19 protein-coding genes and 1 riboswitch are annotated in these 16,911 nt (G+C 36.1%); of the genes, 18 read left to right on the top strand and 1 reads right to left on the bottom strand.

From position 1 onward, the window contains the following. The first annotated feature begins 51 nt into the window (after positions 1-51). The 10 genes from racE (at position 52) to FGK96_RS07440 (ending at position 6,517) form a co-directional block, all read left to right on the top strand. Positions 52-846 carry a glutamate racemase gene (racE, locus tag FGK96_RS07485; protein WP_138082757.1) on the top strand — a complete coding sequence of 265 codons (795 nt, stop codon included), beginning with the start codon at positions 52-54 and terminating at the stop codon, positions 844-846. After that, entirely contained in the window at positions 843-1,829 is a 987-nt protein-coding gene (locus FGK96_RS07480) for a nucleoside-triphosphate diphosphatase (protein ID WP_138082754.1), read from the top strand. Before racE ends, FGK96_RS07480 begins: the two co-directional genes overlap by 4 nt. Further along, positions 1,808-2,329 carry a metallophosphoesterase gene (locus FGK96_RS07475; RefSeq protein WP_138082751.1) on the top strand — a complete coding sequence of 174 codons (522 nt, stop codon included), beginning with the start codon at positions 1,808-1,810 and terminating at the stop codon, positions 2,327-2,329. The genes FGK96_RS07480 and FGK96_RS07475 overlap by 22 nt, the downstream gene beginning before the upstream one ends. After that, complete coding sequence (gene cbpB, locus FGK96_RS07470; protein WP_138082748.1) at positions 2,326-2,793, top strand: cyclic-di-AMP-binding protein CbpB; 468 nt, start codon at positions 2,326-2,328, stop codon at positions 2,791-2,793. The genes FGK96_RS07475 and cbpB overlap by 4 nt, the downstream gene beginning before the upstream one ends. After that, positions 2,786-3,532, top strand: coding sequence for a site-specific tyrosine recombinase XerD (gene xerD / locus FGK96_RS07465; protein WP_138082745.1), 747 nt, complete (start codon positions 2,786-2,788; stop codon positions 3,530-3,532). Before cbpB ends, xerD begins: the two co-directional genes overlap by 8 nt. Beyond that, on the top strand, positions 3,532-4,239 hold the full coding sequence (locus tag FGK96_RS07460; protein ID WP_138082742.1) for a segregation/condensation protein A: 708 nt from the start codon (positions 3,532-3,534) through the stop codon (positions 4,237-4,239). The genes xerD and FGK96_RS07460 overlap by 1 nt, the downstream gene beginning before the upstream one ends. Then, on the top strand, positions 4,236-4,787 hold the full coding sequence (gene scpB / locus FGK96_RS07455; RefSeq protein ID WP_138082739.1) for an SMC-Scp complex subunit ScpB: 552 nt from the start codon (positions 4,236-4,238) through the stop codon (positions 4,785-4,787). Before FGK96_RS07460 ends, scpB begins: the two co-directional genes overlap by 4 nt. A 38-nt stretch (positions 4,788-4,825) precedes the next feature. Beyond that, positions 4,826-5,548, top strand: coding sequence for a pseudouridine synthase (locus FGK96_RS07450; protein WP_138082735.1), 723 nt, complete (start codon positions 4,826-4,828; stop codon positions 5,546-5,548). Further along, a complete protein-coding gene (gene yidD, locus FGK96_RS07445) occupies positions 5,545-5,787 on the top strand; it encodes a membrane protein insertion efficiency factor YidD (RefSeq protein ID WP_138082732.1) in 243 nt (80 codons plus the stop codon). Before FGK96_RS07450 ends, yidD begins: the two co-directional genes overlap by 4 nt. A gap of 184 nt (positions 5,788-5,971) precedes the next feature. Then, positions 5,972-6,517, top strand: coding sequence for a tRNA (cytidine(34)-2'-O)-methyltransferase (locus FGK96_RS07440; protein ID WP_172601639.1), 546 nt, complete (start codon positions 5,972-5,974; stop codon positions 6,515-6,517). 481 nt (positions 6,518-6,998) lie between these two features. Here FGK96_RS07440 and FGK96_RS07435 read toward each other — a convergent pair whose 3' ends face one another. Further along, positions 6,999-7,832 carry an AraC family transcriptional regulator gene (locus tag FGK96_RS07435; RefSeq protein WP_138082727.1) on the bottom strand — a complete coding sequence of 278 codons (834 nt, stop codon included), beginning with the start codon at positions 7,830-7,832 and terminating at the stop codon, positions 6,999-7,001. A gap of 191 nt (positions 7,833-8,023) precedes the next feature. Between FGK96_RS07435 and FGK96_RS07430 the strand changes: the two genes are divergently transcribed. The 8 genes from FGK96_RS07430 to FGK96_RS07395 all read left to right on the top strand — a co-directional run bounded on the left by FGK96_RS07430 (position 8,024) and on the right by FGK96_RS07395 (position 16,891). Then, the gene (locus FGK96_RS07430; protein ID WP_138082725.1) at positions 8,024-9,298 is read left to right on the top strand and encodes an ABC transporter substrate-binding protein; all 1,275 of its coding nucleotides are present in this window, start codon (positions 8,024-8,026) and stop codon (positions 9,296-9,298) included. Between the two features lie 63 nt (positions 9,299-9,361). Then, positions 9,362-10,252, top strand: a complete 891-nt coding sequence (locus tag FGK96_RS07425; protein ID WP_138082723.1) for a carbohydrate ABC transporter permease — start codon at positions 9,362-9,364, stop codon at positions 10,250-10,252. 12 nt (positions 10,253-10,264) lie between these two features. Next, positions 10,265-11,095 (top strand): carbohydrate ABC transporter permease, encoded by an 831-nt coding sequence (locus FGK96_RS07420; RefSeq protein ID WP_138082721.1) that lies wholly within the window; start codon positions 10,265-10,267, stop codon positions 11,093-11,095. 9 nt (positions 11,096-11,104) lie between these two features. Beyond that, complete coding sequence (locus FGK96_RS07415; protein ID WP_138082719.1) at positions 11,105-13,306, top strand: alpha-galactosidase; 2,202 nt, start codon at positions 11,105-11,107, stop codon at positions 13,304-13,306. Between the two features lie 76 nt (positions 13,307-13,382). Continuing rightward, positions 13,383-14,432, top strand: coding sequence for an aldose epimerase family protein (locus FGK96_RS07410; protein ID WP_138082717.1), 1,050 nt, complete (start codon positions 13,383-13,385; stop codon positions 14,430-14,432). Between the two features lie 57 nt (positions 14,433-14,489). Then, positions 14,490-14,614, top strand: a riboswitch (FMN riboswitch). A gap of 79 nt (positions 14,615-14,693) precedes the next feature. Then, entirely contained in the window at positions 14,694-15,272 is a 579-nt protein-coding gene (locus tag FGK96_RS07405; RefSeq protein ID WP_138082715.1) for an ECF transporter S component, read from the top strand. Continuing rightward, on the top strand, positions 15,262-15,912 hold the full coding sequence (locus tag FGK96_RS07400; RefSeq protein ID WP_138082713.1) for a phosphatase PAP2 family protein: 651 nt from the start codon (positions 15,262-15,264) through the stop codon (positions 15,910-15,912). The genes FGK96_RS07405 and FGK96_RS07400 overlap by 11 nt, the downstream gene beginning before the upstream one ends. 58 nt (positions 15,913-15,970) lie before the next feature. Continuing rightward, positions 15,971-16,891, top strand: coding sequence for a TIGR01212 family radical SAM protein (locus FGK96_RS07395; protein ID WP_138082711.1), 921 nt, complete (start codon positions 15,971-15,973; stop codon positions 16,889-16,891). Positions 16,892-16,911 lie beyond the last annotated feature (20 nt).

Below are 16,911 nucleotides of genomic sequence, written 5' to 3'. Positions count from 1 at the left end.
CAGTTGGCTAAGCAGCTGAGTTTTTTTCGTGTCAATTAGGAAGTAGTTTAAATGGATAATAGACCGATTGGTTTTCTAGATTCTGGGGTTGGTGGTTTAACAGTTGTTCGAGAGTTAATGCGTCAACTCCCATATGAGAATATCATATATATCGGTGACTCTGCAAGAGCACCATATGGCCCAAGGCCAGCCGAACAAATTAGAGAATACACTTGGGAACTCGTTAATTTTTTGATGACGAAAAATGTTAAAATGATTGTTTTTGCTTGTAATACAGCAACGGCCGTTGCTTGGGAAGAAGTCAAAGAAGCATTAGACATCCCTGTTCTAGGTGTTATTTTACCTGGTTCAAGCGCAGCAATTAAGTCAACAACAAATGGTCGTGTAGGTGTGATTGGGACTCCAATGACTGTAACATCAGATATTTATCGCCAAAAAATTCAATTACTAGCACCAGCTGTAAAGGTGACTAGCTTAGCTTGTCCTAAATTTGTACCTATTGTTGAGTCCAATGAAATACAATCTAGCGTAGCAAAAAAGGTTGTTTATGAAACTTTAGCACCCTTGGTTGGGAAGGTAGATACTTTGGTCTTAGGTTGTACCCACTATCCCTTGCTTCGTCCTATTATTCAAAACGTTATGGGACCATCAGTCAAGTTGATTGATAGCGGAGCGGAGTGTGTACGAGATATCTCTGTTCTCTTAAATTACTTTGAAATCAACAGTGGTCGTTATCAAGAAAAAGTGAGACACTATTTTTACACAACGGCAAGCCCTGAAACCTTTCAAGAGATTGCCTCAGTATGGTTAAAACGAAAAATTAATGTGGAGCATGTGACCTTATGAGTGAAAAAATTTACGAGTATAAAGACAAGGATAGCTGGTTTATCGGAAAAATGACTGGTCATAATATGGTCTCGGGTTGGGGAGTAGACCAGATGATGGTCAAAAAAATAGATGATCTTTTAGATGGTATATCTACCGAGCTAGACTGGGAAAATCCTAAGGGCTATGATGTTTCAGTGCTTCGCTACCAATCTCCTTTTTCACTCCTTTCTTTTATTGTTGATATGATCAATCAAGAAACGAAGCGCGAAATCAAGGTGGACCGCCATGCAGGAGCTATCTTATTAAGTGAGGATGAAAAGTTACTTGCTGTCTATCTCCCAGAAGGTGGTGTATCAATGGCTGTCTTTTTCCCTGATAGCAGAAAAGGAGTTGGCGAAACAATCTTGATTGCTACACGAAATGAGGGAAAAACCAAAGAATTCCGTCGTTTGTTTGCTGATCTCGGTTATCGTGTAGAAAATCTTAACGATTATCCCGATTTGCCAGAGGTCGCGGAAACTGGTGTAACCTTTGAAGAAAATGCTCGCTTGAAAGCAGAAACTATTTCACACCTAACAGGAAAAATGGTCTTGGCAGATGACTCGGGGTTGAAAGTGGCTGCCTTGGGGGGACTTCCAGGTGTTTGGTCAGCTCGTTTTTCAGTACCTGATGCCACAGATGACCGTAATAATGCTAAATTATTGCATGAATTAGCTATGGTTTTTGATCAAAAAGATCGTTCAGCGCAATTTCATTCAACCTTGGTAGTAGCTGCACCGGATAAAGAAAGTCTTGTTGTTGAGGCAGATTGGCCTGGTTATATTGCCTTTCAACCAAAAGGTAATCATGGTTTTGGCTATGATCCTCTCTTTATTGTCGGTGAGACCGGTCGTCATGCAGCTGAACTAGAAGCTGAAGAAAAGAATCAATTATCGCATAGAGGTCAAGCTGTTCGAAAATTAATGGAGGTCTTTCCATCGTGGCAAGCAAAACAATTATAGTAATGAGTGATTCTCACGGAGATCGAGATATTATTCAAGCTATTAAAGACAAATATATTGGTCAAGTGGACGCCATTTTTCATAATGGAGATTCTGAATTGAAAAGTTCAGACTCTATTTGGGATGGGGTCCATGTGGTAGGTGGAAATTGTGATTATGATATAGGGTATCCAGATCGCTTAGTGACAAAGCTAGACTCCTTTACCATTGCTCAAACACATGGACACTTGTATAATATCAATTTCACTTGGGATAAACTTGACTATTTTGCACAAGAAGCTGATGCAGATCTATGTCTGTATGGACACTTGCATCGTCCAGCGGCTTGGAAACTTGGAAAAACCCTTTTTGTTGATCCTGGATCCGTGTCGCAACCTCGTGGAGAGGTTAATGAAAAGCTGTATGCTCGTATCGAATTGGCTGATGATGCCATCAAAGTTGATTATTTGACTCGAGATCATAGCCTTTACCCGTCACTGACTAAGGAATTTAAACGATGATCGCAAAAGAATTTGAAGATTTTATTTTACAACATTTAGATAGTTATCTAATACCAGCAGATGATTTAGCCATTTTTATTGATACTCATAATTCTGATCATGTCATGCTATTATTGGTTAATAATGGCTTTTCCAGAGTTCCTGTTTTGACAAAAGATCGTCATTTTAAGGGTACAATTAGTATCTCAGATATTCTAAGTTATCAAGTTAAGAAACAACTAACAGATTGGGAGTTGAACCAGACTGATATTGGAGAAATGGTTAATACTAAAATTGAGTCAATCCGCAATACGGCTAGTTTGACACTGATTATGCATAAATTAGTTGATTATCCATTTTTACCAGTTGTTAATGATCAAGATATTTTTGTGGGTATTATTACGCGTAAGTCAATTCTTAAGGCTTTAAATAGCCTATTGCATGACTTTACAGATAATTTTAGGATTTCAAAAAAAGATGATTAATCTGGTAGAAGTTTTCCTTGAGCAAAAACACTTATCTGACAATACTAAATCGGCTTATCGCTATGATTTATTGCAATTTGTTAACATGATTTCAGAAAAACTAAGCCAAGAAAGGCTAACCTTGTATAAGCAACAAATTGCTCATTTGAGTAAGTCGGCCAAACGTCGAAAATTTTCAACAGTCAATCAGTTTCTTCTCTTTCTTTATCAATCTGGAAATTACAATAGCTATCTCCGTATTGATGAGAAGATTAGCCAGAATGATACAAATCAGATAGAGAAACAAAATTTGGATAGGCAGCTTTTCTATCAGAACTCAACAGAAAAGATTGGTCAGACTATTGCCTTGCTAATCCTAGAACTAGGCCTTTTACCAAGTGAAATTGCAATGATAAAGGTAGCAGATTGTTCTTTAGCTTTTCAGAGTTTACGGATTTACCGTCAAGGTAATGTTCGTGTGCTACAATTGCCAAAAGTACTATTGCCTTTTTTAGAGTCTATTCTTGATAACGATGCTCTTTTCCTCTTTGACCATAAAGGTCAAGCTTTTTCACGTCAATGGTTTTTTACGCAATTAAAGGCTTTTTTAATCACTATTGGCTGTTCACATTTAAATGCTCAAGATCTGCGTCATCACTATATACTTAAAGAAAAAGCAGCTGGTAAGTCACTATTGGAATTGAGTCAACTTCTAGGATTGAAAAGTCCTATCACACTAGAAAAGTACTACAAAATGTAATGGATATAAAATTAAAAGATTTTGAAGGCCCCTTAGATTTACTCCTGCATTTAGTTTCCAAATATCAAGTTGATATTTACGAAGTGCCTATTGTAGAAGTCATTGAACAATATTTAAGTTACATTGAGACACTTCATGCTATGAAGTTAGAATTAGCAGGGGAATATATGTTGATGGCTAGTCAGCTTATGTTGATCAAAAGCCGTCGCCTTTTACCTAAAATTGTCGAAGCTGAACCAGAAGCTGATAATCCAGAATTCGCACTTTTGAGCAAAATTGAGGAATATAGTCGCTTTAAAGAGTTGAGTCAAGCTTTAGGAGAGCAACATAATCGTAGAGCTCTGTTTTATTCAAAACCAAAACAAGAATTGATTTTTGAAGATACTGTCTTACGAGAAGACAAAACCATTACAGATCTCTTTTTAGCCTTTTCGAAAATAATGGCTGTCAAACAAGAAGAATTCAAACAAAATCATACAGTTATTGAGCGTGAGGATTTTCTTATTGAAGACATGATGGAGCATTTGGAAGGTAAGTTAAACAAGCAAAAACAGCTTGTTCTCACTGATGTCTTTAAAGAATGTACTAGTCTCAATGAAGTCATTACTTTATTTTTAGCGACACTAGAATTAATCAAGGTTCAAGTAGCTAAAGTTCAGCAAGCAGATACTTTTGCAGATATCATTTTAATAAAGGAAATGTCATGACTCATTTATCAAAAATCGAAGCATTGCTCTTTGTTTCCGGAGAAGAAGGCTTGAGTTTGCGGCAGCTAGCAAACTTAATCCATCTATCACCGACAGCACTGCAACAACAAATGGAAAAATTAGCTGAAAAATATGAAGAAGATGCAGATTCAGCTCTTTGTTTAATGGAATCAGCCCAAACTTACAAGTTGGTTACTAAAAATGCTTATGCCGAATTATTAAAGAGTTTTGCGAAAGCACCAATTAATCAAAGTTTATCACGGGCGAGTCTAGAAGTTCTATCCATTATTGCTTATAAGCAACCCATAACACGTTTAGAAATTGATGATATTAGAGGTGTTAATTCGAGTGGTGCTTTGAGTAAGTTGCTAGCCTTTGAGCTGGTAAAAGAGGCTGGTAAAAAAGAAGTAATTGGTCGACCAAATTTATATGTCACAACTGATTATTTCTTGGATTATATGGGTATTAATCACTTGGACGACTTAATAGACGTGTCGAGTTTAGAAATTGAAGACCAAGAGATTGCTCTTTTTCAAAACAATGATTAACTGTACACCTGTGGAATTTTCAAAAGAAAAGAGAAAAAATGAGAATAAATAAATATATTGCCCATGCTGGTGTCGCCAGTCGTAGAAAAGCAGAAGAGCTAATTAAGCGGGGTTTGGTAACGTTAAATGGCCAAGTTATTACAGATTTAGCAACGATTGTCAAGTCAGGTGATGTGGTGGAAGTAGAAGGTAGTCCTATCTATAATGAAGAGAAAGTCTATTATTTGCTAAATAAACCACGTGGTGTCATTTCAAGTGTTTCTGATGATAAGGGACGAAAAACGGTTATTGATTTATTACCACAAGTTAAGGAACGTATTTATCCTGTTGGCCGTTTGGATTGGGATACCTCTGGCCTTTTGATTTTGACAAATGATGGTGATTTTACAGATAAAATGATTCACCCTCGTAATGAAATTGATAAGGTCTATTTAGCTCGGGTAAAAGGTATTGCTACTAAGGAAAATCTCCGTCCACTGACACGTGGTGTGGTCATTGATGGTAAGAAAACTAAGCCTGCACGCTACAATATTATTCGAGTAGAAGCTGATAAAAATCGCTCTATTGTTGAATTAACTATTCATGAAGGACGTAATCACCAAGTGAAAAAAATGTTTGAGTCGGTTGGACTTTTAGTAGATAAGTTATCACGAACTCGTTTTGGAACACTTGATTTAACGGGTTTACGTCCTGGAGAAGCTAGACGTCTTAATAAAAAAGAGGTTAGTCAACTACATAATGCAGCGGTAACTGATAAATGATTAAGGCTTTTCTGATTTATGTGGTTCGTTTATACCAAAGGTTTATTTCACCTCTTTTTCCGCCATCATGTCGTTATAGACCAACATGTTCAACTTATATGATTCAGGCTATTGAGAAACATGGTATAAAGGGGGTATTGATGGGAATCGCTCGTATTTTCCGTTGTCATCCTTTTGTGGACGGTGGAGATGATCCTGTTCCTGACTATTTTAGTCTCAAACGCAATCGTAAGCACTAAAAACAGTTGTTTTTCAAATAAAAGCATTGACAAGGATTGTTAAAGTGTTATAATAAAAAATAAGCATTCGTTGGTTTAAATCAAACCTGTTATGATTTAAGTTAATGAATCACCACCAACCACATTGTCTGCTGAGTTTAACTCCGGGCAGTGTGGTTTTTTGATGAGTAAAAGAGGAAAGATGATGACAGTTGATATTGAACATAGCCAATACCGAGAAGTAAATTCTAAAAACCATATTGTACTTTTTGAACCCCAAATTCCTCAAAATACTGGGAATATTGCTCGAACTTGTGCTGCTACAAATGCACCATTACATATTATTAAACCTATGGGTTTCCCTATTGATGATCGTAAGATGAGACGTGCAGGACTTGATTATTGGGAAAAATTGGATGTTCGTTTTTATGATAATCTAGAAGACTTTTTAGATAAGTGTGATGGTCAATTGCATCTGATTAGTAAATTTGCAAGTAAGGTCTATTCTGATGAACATTTTGATGATGGTCAGAGACATTACTTTTTGTTTGGACGCGAAGATAAGGGGTTACCCGAAGCATTTATGAGAAAATATCCTGAAAAAGCGCTACGTATACCCATGAACGATGAACACGTTAGGAGTTTAAATCTTTCGAATACGGTTTGCATGATTGTTTACGAAGCACTTAGACAGCAAGCTTTTGAAGGACTTGAACTAGATCATGTCTATGAACATGATAAATTGAAATAAGTGAGAAGAAGTCGTAAATTAACTTTCTTAATTTATCTTCTTTCTAGATGTATTATTCGATTTGTCATTAGTTTTATTTTTTATATTTTCTTGAGTGATGATTGCTTAGCGTTTTGGGAATACTAAAGTAAAGGCTGGACAGTATTTGACGTGAAGATTTTGAATAGACAAGTATATATGAGCATGTTTTTAGGGGCAAGGAGGTTGTGAGCGACCTGCCTTGTTTTTTATTTTCTTGTCTTGAAAAGCGCTAAGTAAATTATATATTATACTTTAGAATTACTGATTGTCAGTTAAATACTTATTACATTTATAAATTAGCAATAAGTTTTTAGTACCTATTTTATTCTGATATAAGTGCTAGCTAAAGTGTAACAATAGAAAAAAGCTTCCTTAGAGGATAGGGTTAAGGAAGCTTTTTTCAGTATCTATTCTATTAATGAAAAATGGGAGGAATTGATAACTAGGGAAATAGGAAATATTAACTATGGTGTTTTCGCCAATGGAGTGGTGACAAATTGTAATGACGTTTGAACGCAGTTGAAAAATTAAACTGATTGGAATACCCGACTGCTTCAGCAATTTCTTGTAAAGACATGTTGGTATGCCTTAATAGTTCGCAGGATTTACTTAGTCGATAAGAAATTAAAAAGGTTTGTGGGGAAATATTCATCTTTTCTTTGAAAAGCCTACTAAAATAATGTCTGTTTAGATTACAATGGTTAGCAATAATTTCAACGGAAATATTATTTTCATAATTTCGTTCTATAAAATTCAATGCCTCTCTGATGTAGAATTCTTTGATATCGTCATGAGAAGTAACAGTTTGTGATTGAGACTCTTCAATTAAGGCATCAATAAATAGATAGGTTTTAGCAATGATATATGAAGAGCGTTTATCATGACCATCAATTAGCTCTTTTAAATAATTGTATACTAAACTTTCTTTTGGAGGTTTTGATTGCTCAAAAACGTAATGCCCCTTATCCAGTCCTGCTTGTTGGATATAATGGTAAGCTTTAATACCGCTGAATTCAATCCACATATATGACCAAGGATTATCAGCATCTGCCTCATAACTGGAAATAAGATGAGGAGGAATTAAAAATCCTTGTCCCGCTTTAAGAACATAATGTTTATTAGCTTCACTAATATATAATGTTCCTTCCCCTTCAGTAATGTAATGGAAAATATAATGTTTTCTAACAGAAGGTCCAAAGGAATGAAAGGGATCACAATCTTCGTATCCAAACTGTATAGGATAAAAATCCATATATGATGTGTTATTAAATAGGAAAAATTTTGGAGTTGACATATGTATCCTCTTTCGTGAATGATAAACTCATTTTACCAAAAATATTTGTATTTGTGACATTTTATTTGAGGAAATCTAAAAAAAACGCAACTTAATATAAAGGAAGTCAAAACAAGAGATTCAAAAGGAAGCGGTTACATTCTATAATGAATATAACATAAATATATTCGATTTTCAGGAGGAAGACGAAAATGAAAATGAGAAAGTTAGGCTTAGGTATTCTACTCTTTAGTTTAGGCTTATCTTTAGCTGCTTGTTCAGATAAGGATAAAAAACAAACAGAAAGTTCTACACCAAAAGATGGAAAAACAACCATCTCATATGCTATTTGGGATTCAGGTCAAGAACCTGGGATTCGTAAAATAGCTGATAAATTTGAAGAAAAAAATCCAAAAATTAAAGTGGATATTCAGGTTGTTTCCTGGGACACTTACTGGACGATGCTGGAAGCTGGTGCAACAGGAGGTTCATTACCTGATACTTTCTGGATGCATTCAAATGAAATCTACCGTTATGGTGCTAACGAAATGTTGCTAAATCTTGATGATTATATTAAGTCTAGCAAGATGGTATCATTAAGTCATTTTCCTAAAGATTTGACCTCTATTTATGCTATTAAGGGCCACCAATACGCCATTCCTAAAGATTTTGATACGATAGGCCTTTGGTATAATAAAAAAATGTTCGATGAAGCTGGTATTAAATATCCGGACGAAACTTGGGATTGGCAGACATTGAAAGAGAACGCTAAACGTCTGACAAAAGCAGATAAACATCAATATGGGTTCCTTGCTCCTTTACAGAATCAGTCAGGATATTATAATTTTGTCTATCAAAATGGTGGAACCATCATCACTAAAGATAAAAAATCCGGATATGACGATCCTAAAACTGTGGAAGCTCTTAAGTTCTACAATAGTTTTGTAGATGAAGGGCTATCCCCTAAGGTTACTGATGATAAGGCCAGCGTGGAAGCTCTTGAGAATGGGCAAGTTGCGATGGGTTACTTTGGCTCTTGGAACTTAAGTTCTTTTAGTCAAAATGATTATATTAAGGCAAACGTTGATGTTGCTGTTTTGCCAAAAGGAGAAAAACGAGCAACTATATTTAATGGTCTAGGGAATGCAATCTCTGCTAATACGAAACATCCTAAAGAATCATGGAAATGGGTAGAGTACCTAAGCTCAAAAGAAGGCCAAGTTATGCAAGCTAAACTTGGTGTTGCAATCTCTGCTTATAAAGGGACATCGGATACTTGGGTAGATTCCAACAAGAACTTTAAGATAAAACACTTTATTGATATGTTGGACTACGCTCAAATTCGTCCATACTCAAATGCGACGACCAAGTGGGAAGATAAAGCATATGAAACCCTAAAACCGGCTTACCTTGGGAAAGAATCTGTCGAAAAAGCAGCCGAGAAAACAGCTAAAATGATGAATGAAGAATTAAAGTCAGAAAAATAGCCATTTATTTAAAGCTGGAGAAAATTGAAAAATCTTCTCCAGTTTTTGATAGGAGATGAGGCAATGAAAAATTATAAAAAACGAAAACAAACTTTTTGGGGCTTACTATTTGTAGCACCGACCATCATTGGTTTAGTTATCCTGAATATTATCCCTATTCTACAAACTCTAAAGATGAGTTTTTTTAAAAGTGGGGATTTTGGGAGAGGAGATATATTTATTGGGTTAGCAAATTATAAACGATTACTAGAGGATCACCAAGTCTGGCAAGCAACCTGGAACACAATTCTATATACATTATTGGTAGTTCCTATAATGGTCATTCTAGCTCTAATATTAGCAAGTATTTTGAATGCAAATATCAAAGGTAAGCATCTCTATAGAACAATTTACTTTTTACCAATGGTAGCAGCTCCTGCAGCAGTAACTATGGTTTGGAAATGGCTTTATAACGAGGATTTTGGATTAATCAATTTTATGTTATCTAAAATAGGAATTGGTGCTATTGATTGGTTGAAGGATCCTAAAATAGCTATGTACTCGATTGCTATTATTGGTATTTGGAGTTCAGTAGGCTACGGAATGATATTGATTTTGGCTGGGCTCCAAGAGATTCCAAAAGATTATTATGAAGTTGCAGTCATAGATGGTGCAAGTTCGATAAAACAGTTTTTCTATATCACATTGCCTCTAGTTTCGCCTACCTTGTTTTTTGTCATTGTAACCAATATCATTTCATCGATGCAGGTTTTTGACTCTATTTATATGGTTCAAAGTGTGACTAGTCCAGCATATCAAAACACAGTTTCTTTAGTTTACCTTTTTTATAATCAGTCCTTTAAATATGCTGACAGAGGCTATGGTGCAACGATTGTGATGCTCTTACTCATCATTATTATGCTTATTACTGGTATTCAGATGAAGGTACAGAAGAAATGGGTTCACTATCACTAGAAAGGGGCAGACATGAAGTCAAAAAAATATTTTTCAAAGTTAGGGCTACATTTATTTCTTATTTTTATTGCCTTAGGAATGGTAGTACCATTTATATGGATGATTTTAACTTCCTTTAAAACAGTATCGGAATCTACTCAAATGAATCCATTCAAAATTTTTCCACATATTTGGCAGTTTAGTAACTATTCAGAAGTTATTCGACAAAATAATTTCGTTATTTTATACATCAATACGATTTTAATGATGTTATGGCGAATTATCAGTTCAGTTTTATTCAGTGCAATGGCAGCATATGCTTTCGCTCGCCTACGCTTTCCCGGTAGAAATTTCTTATTTGGTCTAGTACTTTTCCAAATGATGGTTCCTCCACAACTATTTGTTATTCCGCAATATCTTATGATTAATAGCCTCGGTATGCGAAATACTGTTTTTGCTCTAGTTTTTCCAGGTTTAGTGTCAGCTTTTGGCACATTCCTATTAAGACAATTTTTTGTAAGTTTACCTAAAGAATTAGAAGAAGCTGCGGAGCTGGATGGTTGCAATATAGGACAGACATTTTTTAAGATTATGCTGCCACTTGCTAAGTCCGGTCTAATAGCTTTAGCCATCTTCACTGCTTTATTTGCATTTAAAGATTTGTTGTGGCCATTAATTATCAATTCAGAAGCAGAATCAGCAACCTTATCAAGTGCCTTATCAAAAATCCAAGGAGCATATGCAACTAATTATCCACAATTAATGGCTGCTAGTGTTTTGGCGATTTGGCCAATGGTAATTATTTATCTTATTTTTCAAAAACAATTTATTCAGGGCGTTGCTTCCTCTGGAGGAAAATTATAGGAGTAAAATATGTCAATTAAATTTAACCCTAAAACCAAAGAATTTCATCTTTACAATAACAAAGTGAGCTATGTTTTTTGTGTCTTATCTAATGGCCAACTGGGCCACCTTTACTATGGTAAACGAGTTAATCCTGAGGAATCTTACTTACAATTTATAGAAGGTGAATACCGTTCATTGACTTCCTTTGTATCGGAAAAAGAACCAACGTTTTCATTACAACACACTCGTCAAGAATACCCTTCGTTTGGAACAGGCGATTATGCAGATGCTGCTTTTATGATCAAGACAAAGGATGGAAGTCGTTTATCAGATTTCAAGTTTTATGATTTTCAGATTCAAAAAGGGAAGCCCGCTTTAGAAGGTTTGCCCTCAACCTATGTTGATAATGATGAGGAAGCAGAGACACTGAAAGTTCTGTTGCGAGATGATTATTCTCAGACGCTATTAGAGTTGACTTATACCCTTTATGAAAATCGACCAGTCATTACACGTCATGCTCGCTTTGAACAACTTGGCGATGAAGATATTGTCCTAGAAAAAGCCTTATCTATGAGTTTAGACTTATTAGATTCAGATTTTAAATGTTTGCATCTAGATGGGGCATGGGGTCGTGAAAGGCATATCAGTGTTGTTCCCTTAAAGCAAGGCTGTCATTCAATTTATAGTCTAAAAGGAGCTAGTAGTGCAGAGCACAATCCTTTTCTAGCTTTACTAAGGGGAGATGCCAATGAAAATTGTGGCGAAGTATTTGGTTTTTCATTTGTATATAGTGGTAATTTTATTGGACAAGTTGATGTAAGTCCTTATGATGAAGCACGCATTAACTTTGGAATTCATCCAGAAAATTTTGAATGGCTTTTGTCAAAGGGTGCCTCATTTACTACACCGGAAGTTGTCATGGTTTATAGTGATTGTGGCTTAAATGGAATGAGCCAGACTTTCCACAGTCTATTTCGTCAAAGGTTGGTAAGAGGGAAGTGGCGTGATACACCGAGACCTGTTCTACTTAATAACTGGGAAGCAATGACTTTTGATTTTGATGAAGAACGAATTCTAACTTTAGCTAAAGAAGCTGCATCGGTAGGGATAGAACTGTTTGTGATGGATGATGGGTGGTTTGGAAAGAGAAATAGCGACCGCTCTGGGTTAGGAGATTGGACTGTTAATCTAGAAAAACTACCACATGGTCTTACTGGTTTGATAGAATCTATCCATGAAATGGGTATGTCCTTTGGTTTGTGGATAGAACCTGAAATGGTGAATAAGGACAGTGATTTATATAGAGAACATCCTGACTGGATTTTTCATCACCCCGATCGCAATACATCTCATGGAAGATTTCAATATACGCTCAATCTAGCCAATGAAGAGGTTTATCAGAATATTTATCAGCAATTACATCAGCTTTTAGCTAATCATGAGATTGATTATATTAAATGGGATATGAATCGTTACATGAGTGAAGTTTTTAGTCCACTCCATTCTTCACAGCAGCAAGGGGAGCTATTCCATCGATATATTTTAAATCTTTATCGGCTATATGATGCCTTAACTAGTGAATTCCCAAATGTGTTATTTGAATCTTGCTCAAGTGGGGGCGGGCGTTTTGATCCTGCGATGCTCTATTATGCTCCACAAACTTGGACAAGTGATAATTCAGATGCTATAGAACGACTTAAAATTCAATATGGGACATCAATGGTTTATCCACTTTCAAGTATGGGATGTCATGTGTCAGAAGTTCCAAATCAGCAGGTTCAACGAGTAACTCCTCTGTCGACTCGAGCAAATGTTGCTTGTTTTGGTAGTTTTGGCTATGAACTTGACTTGTCAACATTAAATAGTGATGAGAAAAAAGCAATCGCCAATCAGATAGCGTTCTATAAGGACTATCGTCATGTTTTTCAAAGGGGGGAATTTACACGTTTAATAAGTCCTTTTGAAAGTAAAGTGACAGCATGGCAGGTTATGTCTGAAGATGGTAATAAAGGATTTGTAGCCTTTTATCGTACGCTGGTTACATCTAATGAGGGGAGACAGCGTTTGATGTTACAGAACCTCCAGCCAGAATCTATTTATAACATTAATAATAGCAAAACCTATTCCGGTGCAACCTTAATGAATGCTGGACTGGTTATTGATAAAGAAGATTTTGTGGAAGGTCTAAAGGACTTCACATCACTGCTAATTTCAATTGAAAAACAATAATTAAAAGAAAGGTAAACTATTCAAAAGGTTTACTTTTCTTATCTTTTTAAGAAAGTTAACTAAATGAGGATTTTATATGGAAGTAAAAACTGTTCTTAGTGAAGTGGTTGATGGTATAGAAATTTTTCAAATTCAACTAATAAATGAAAATGGTATCAGAGCACATTTTTTGAGCTTGGGTGCAACATGGCAAGCCTATCTAGTTCCTCAAACAGATGGGACTTACAAGAACATCGTTCTAGGACATGCAAAGCCAAGTGAGTACTTGGCAAATGGTATCTGTGCTGGACAATCTATTGGCCGAGTGGCGGGAAGGATTTCAAGGGGGCGTATTGCTCTAACGGATGGGGTCTATCAACTTCCCCAAAATAGTTATACAAATTGTATTCATGGGGGACCACAAGGATTTCATAAACAAAACTGGTCCTATCATACCAATGTAAGTGACAGCTATGCGGAAGTTTGCTTTACCTATCAAGCTCGAGCAGAGCTTGATGGTTTTCCAGGAGATATGCGAGTGAATGCTACCTACCGTTTGGAAAAAGATAACAGTTTATCAGTAACTTATGTAGCTGACCAAGTTACTAAAGAAACACTTTTTAATCCCACTTGCCATGTTTACTTTAATTTGAGCTCTCAAGAAACCATTGAAAACCATTCATTATTTATCGCTTCCCAACAAATGCTAGAAACTAATAATGAACTTATTCCATCTGGACAACTCCTATCTGTGAAGGACTCACCTTATGATTTTTTAATCCCAACTCGTTTGCAAACTCCTCTTGAACAGACAGCAGGTCTAGATGATGCTTTCGTCGTTAAAGATGATATCACTCAGCCCATTGCTATCTTGACAGATTTAGAAAGTCGAGATCAGGTTTCTCTCTTTTCAAACAGAAATGGGTTGGTTGTTTATAGTTTTAACTATCCTGAAGAAGGCGTTCGTTTTGAACGGAGTTGGCAACGCAATAATGTTAGGCATGAAGGGTTGGCATTAGAAGCTCAAACCTTACCTGATGCAATTACCCATCAGCATTTAGGGAATATTAAGCTGTCAAAAGGACAGAAAAAATCGTATGCTATTAGGTATCAGTTTAGTTTTCCATCAATGCAATCACATCCTTAAGGAAAGTTAAAAATAAATAAAATTTCTTGCTAAGTAGTAATAAATTTGCTATCCTATAAGTGTCTTCAGGGCAGGGTGCAATTCCCGACCGGCGGTGACTAATGAGTTAGAAGTCCGCGAGCGCAAGCTGATGTGGTGCAAATCCACAACCGACAGTAAAGTCTGGATGAGAGAAGACCGGGTTTTTTGTGTATGCTTTTTTGAGTGTAGGCAATTACGAAGGAACTTCTTTCAATTTGAAAAAATTGGAGGAACTTTTTTATGTCAAAAACACATCGGCTTGTAATGATTGCGATCTTGTCAACCATTTCTTTCTTATTAATGTTTGTCAGCTTTGCAATTATTCCGGCGGCTAATTTTTTAAAAATCGAATTTTCGATTATACCTATTATGTTAGCCTTAGTTCTGCTAGATCTTAAAAGCGCTTATACTGTCTTATTATTACGCAGTTTGCTGAAATTGATTCTTAACAATAGCGGAGCCAATGATTTTATTGGCTTACCAATGAATATTTTGGCCTTAGGCTTATTCGTAACGGCATTTGCTATGTTTTGGAATCCAAAGAAGACACGTAAACAATTTATAGGAGCTACTTTAATTGGGACAGTTATGTTAACGCTTGTAATGCTGTTGTTAAACTATTTTTATGCCATTCCTTTATATGCAAAGTTTGCTAATTTTGATATAGGTACCTTTATCGGTGTGGTCAAGTACCTAGTTACAATGGTATTACCATTCAATTTGGCAGAGGGGGTAATATTTGCAATTTCATTTTATTTTGTTTATATTGCTAGTAAACCAGTTTTAGAAAGATACATCAATTTACCATATGAAAACTAAACAAACTTATCTATTAAGGTCATCATTTGCATTTTTAATTTTTGTCATGCTGGGCTATACTGTCCAGTTTTATCCGTATTCACTTGTGGTATTTGACGATAGGGTTCAAAATGCTATTAGAGGCTCACTACCCGCTCAACTAACAAGCTTCTTTAGAGCTATCACCTATATGGGGAATGTCTCCACTCAAGTCGTTGTCGTTGCGGTATTAGTAATTTTTTTCTTGATAAAAAAATGGAAGGCTGAGGCTTTATTTCAACTAACGAATGGCATTTTAGCAGGACTGTTAGTCACAGGTTTTAAATTTGTATACCAACGGGCACGCCCTAGTTTAGAGCATATCGTTTATGCAGGTGGCTATTCCTTTCCTAGTGGACATGCTATGGGCTCCATGATGATATATGGTGCTTTGATGGTGATTTTGCTGGGACGTACTCAGAAGAAAGGCACAAAAATACTAGTCACGATTGCTTTCACGACAGTTATTTTGTTGATTGGTTTGTCTCGTATCTATCTGGGCGTTCACTACCCTACAGATGTTATTGGCGGTTTTGTTCTGGGCTATGGTATTTTGAATCTATTATACCTTTATTATAAAGAAAAGCGTTTTGAATGGCGGTTTCAATCAAAACAAAAATAATAACTAAGCAACTCGAAAGGGTTGTTTTTTTTAGGTTAAATTATGCTAAAATGGGAATATGAAAAAACGTTACCAAACACTGAATGACTATTATCGTAAACTATTTGGTGAAAAAATATTTAAAGTTCCTATTGACGCAGGTTTTGATTGTCCAAATCGTGATGGAACAGTATCACACGGAGGCTGTACCTTCTGTACGGTTTCGGGTTCAGGAGATGCTATTGTAGCGCCTGATGCTCCTATTAGAGAGCAATTTTACAAAGAAATCGACTTTATGCATAGAAAATGGCCAGAGGTTAGCCATTATTTGGTTTATTTCCAAAATTTCACAAATACCCATGCTTCTCTAGAAGTCATTAAAGAACGTTATGAACAAGCTATTTTTGAGCCTGGTGTGGTTGGTATCAATATTGGTACCAGACCAGATTGTTTGCCTGATGAGGTTATTTCTTACTTAGCAGAGCTGGCAGAAAAAATGCATGTTACCGTAGAGCTTGGGTTGCAGACAACTTATGAAGAAACATCACGGCTGATTAATCGTGCTCATTCTTATGAATTGTATCAGGAAACTGTAAAGCGTCTTCGGAGATACCCTAAGATTGAAGTGGTTGCTCATCTTATCAATGGCTTACCGGGAGAAACACACGAGATGATGCTTGAAAATGTAAGGAGGTGTGTCACAGATAATGATATTCAAGGTATTAAACTTCATCTTTTACATTTGATGACAAATACGCGTATGCAACGCGACTACCATGAAGGACGTTTGCAATTACTGAGCCAAAAAGATTATGTTAACATTATTTGTGACCAGCTAGAAATTATTCCCAAAGATATCATCATTCATCGGATTACAGGTGATGCCCCACGGGAGATGCTAATAGGCCCTATGTGGAGCCTAAATAAGTGGGAAGTATTAAATGCCATAGATAAAGAAATGGAAGCCAGAGATGTTTATCAGGGCTGTCGACTAATCTAAGATATGCCGGAAAGGAGTCT

The organism is Streptococcus porcinus, assembly GCF_901542335.1.
Taxonomy (GTDB): domain Bacteria; phylum Bacillota; class Bacilli; order Lactobacillales; family Streptococcaceae; genus Streptococcus; species Streptococcus porcinus_A.
Note: the sequence above shows the minus strand (reverse complement) of the source record. Positions and strands in the feature narration are given on the sequence as shown.

Bases quoted from the DNA above. Each gene is read 5' to 3' on its own strand.
- racE (WP_138082757.1), top strand. From the start codon at position 52: ATGGATAATAGACCGATTGGTTTTCTAGATTCTGGGGTTGGTGGTTTA.
- FGK96_RS07480 (WP_138082754.1), top strand. From the start codon at position 843: ATGAGTGAAAAAATTTACGAGTATAAAGACAAGGATAGCTGGTTTATC.
- cbpB (WP_138082748.1), top strand. From the start codon at position 2,326: ATGATCGCAAAAGAATTTGAAGATTTTATTTTACAACATTTAGATAGT.
- xerD (WP_138082745.1), top strand. From the start codon at position 2,786: ATGATTAATCTGGTAGAAGTTTTCCTTGAGCAAAAACACTTATCTGAC.
- FGK96_RS07460 (WP_138082742.1), top strand. From the start codon at position 3,532: ATGGATATAAAATTAAAAGATTTTGAAGGCCCCTTAGATTTACTCCTG.
- scpB (WP_138082739.1), top strand. From the start codon at position 4,236: ATGACTCATTTATCAAAAATCGAAGCATTGCTCTTTGTTTCCGGAGAA.
- FGK96_RS07450 (WP_138082735.1), top strand. From the start codon at position 4,826: ATGAGAATAAATAAATATATTGCCCATGCTGGTGTCGCCAGTCGTAGA.
- yidD (WP_138082732.1), top strand. From the start codon at position 5,545: ATGATTAAGGCTTTTCTGATTTATGTGGTTCGTTTATACCAAAGGTTT.
- FGK96_RS07440 (WP_172601639.1), top strand. From the start codon at position 5,972: ATGACAGTTGATATTGAACATAGCCAATACCGAGAAGTAAATTCTAAA.
- FGK96_RS07435 (WP_138082727.1), bottom strand. From the start codon at position 7,832: ATGTCAACTCCAAAATTTTTCCTATTTAATAACACATCATATATGGAT.
- FGK96_RS07430 (WP_138082725.1), top strand. From the start codon at position 8,024: ATGAAAATGAGAAAGTTAGGCTTAGGTATTCTACTCTTTAGTTTAGGC.
- FGK96_RS07425 (WP_138082723.1), top strand. From the start codon at position 9,362: ATGAAAAATTATAAAAAACGAAAACAAACTTTTTGGGGCTTACTATTT.
- FGK96_RS07420 (WP_138082721.1), top strand. From the start codon at position 10,265: ATGAAGTCAAAAAAATATTTTTCAAAGTTAGGGCTACATTTATTTCTT.
- FGK96_RS07415 (WP_138082719.1), top strand. From the start codon at position 11,105: ATGTCAATTAAATTTAACCCTAAAACCAAAGAATTTCATCTTTACAAT.
- FGK96_RS07410 (WP_138082717.1), top strand. From the start codon at position 13,383: ATGGAAGTAAAAACTGTTCTTAGTGAAGTGGTTGATGGTATAGAAATT.
- FGK96_RS07405 (WP_138082715.1), top strand. From the start codon at position 14,694: ATGTCAAAAACACATCGGCTTGTAATGATTGCGATCTTGTCAACCATT.
- FGK96_RS07400 (WP_138082713.1), top strand. From the start codon at position 15,262: ATGAAAACTAAACAAACTTATCTATTAAGGTCATCATTTGCATTTTTA.
- FGK96_RS07395 (WP_138082711.1), top strand. From the start codon at position 15,971: ATGAAAAAACGTTACCAAACACTGAATGACTATTATCGTAAACTATTT.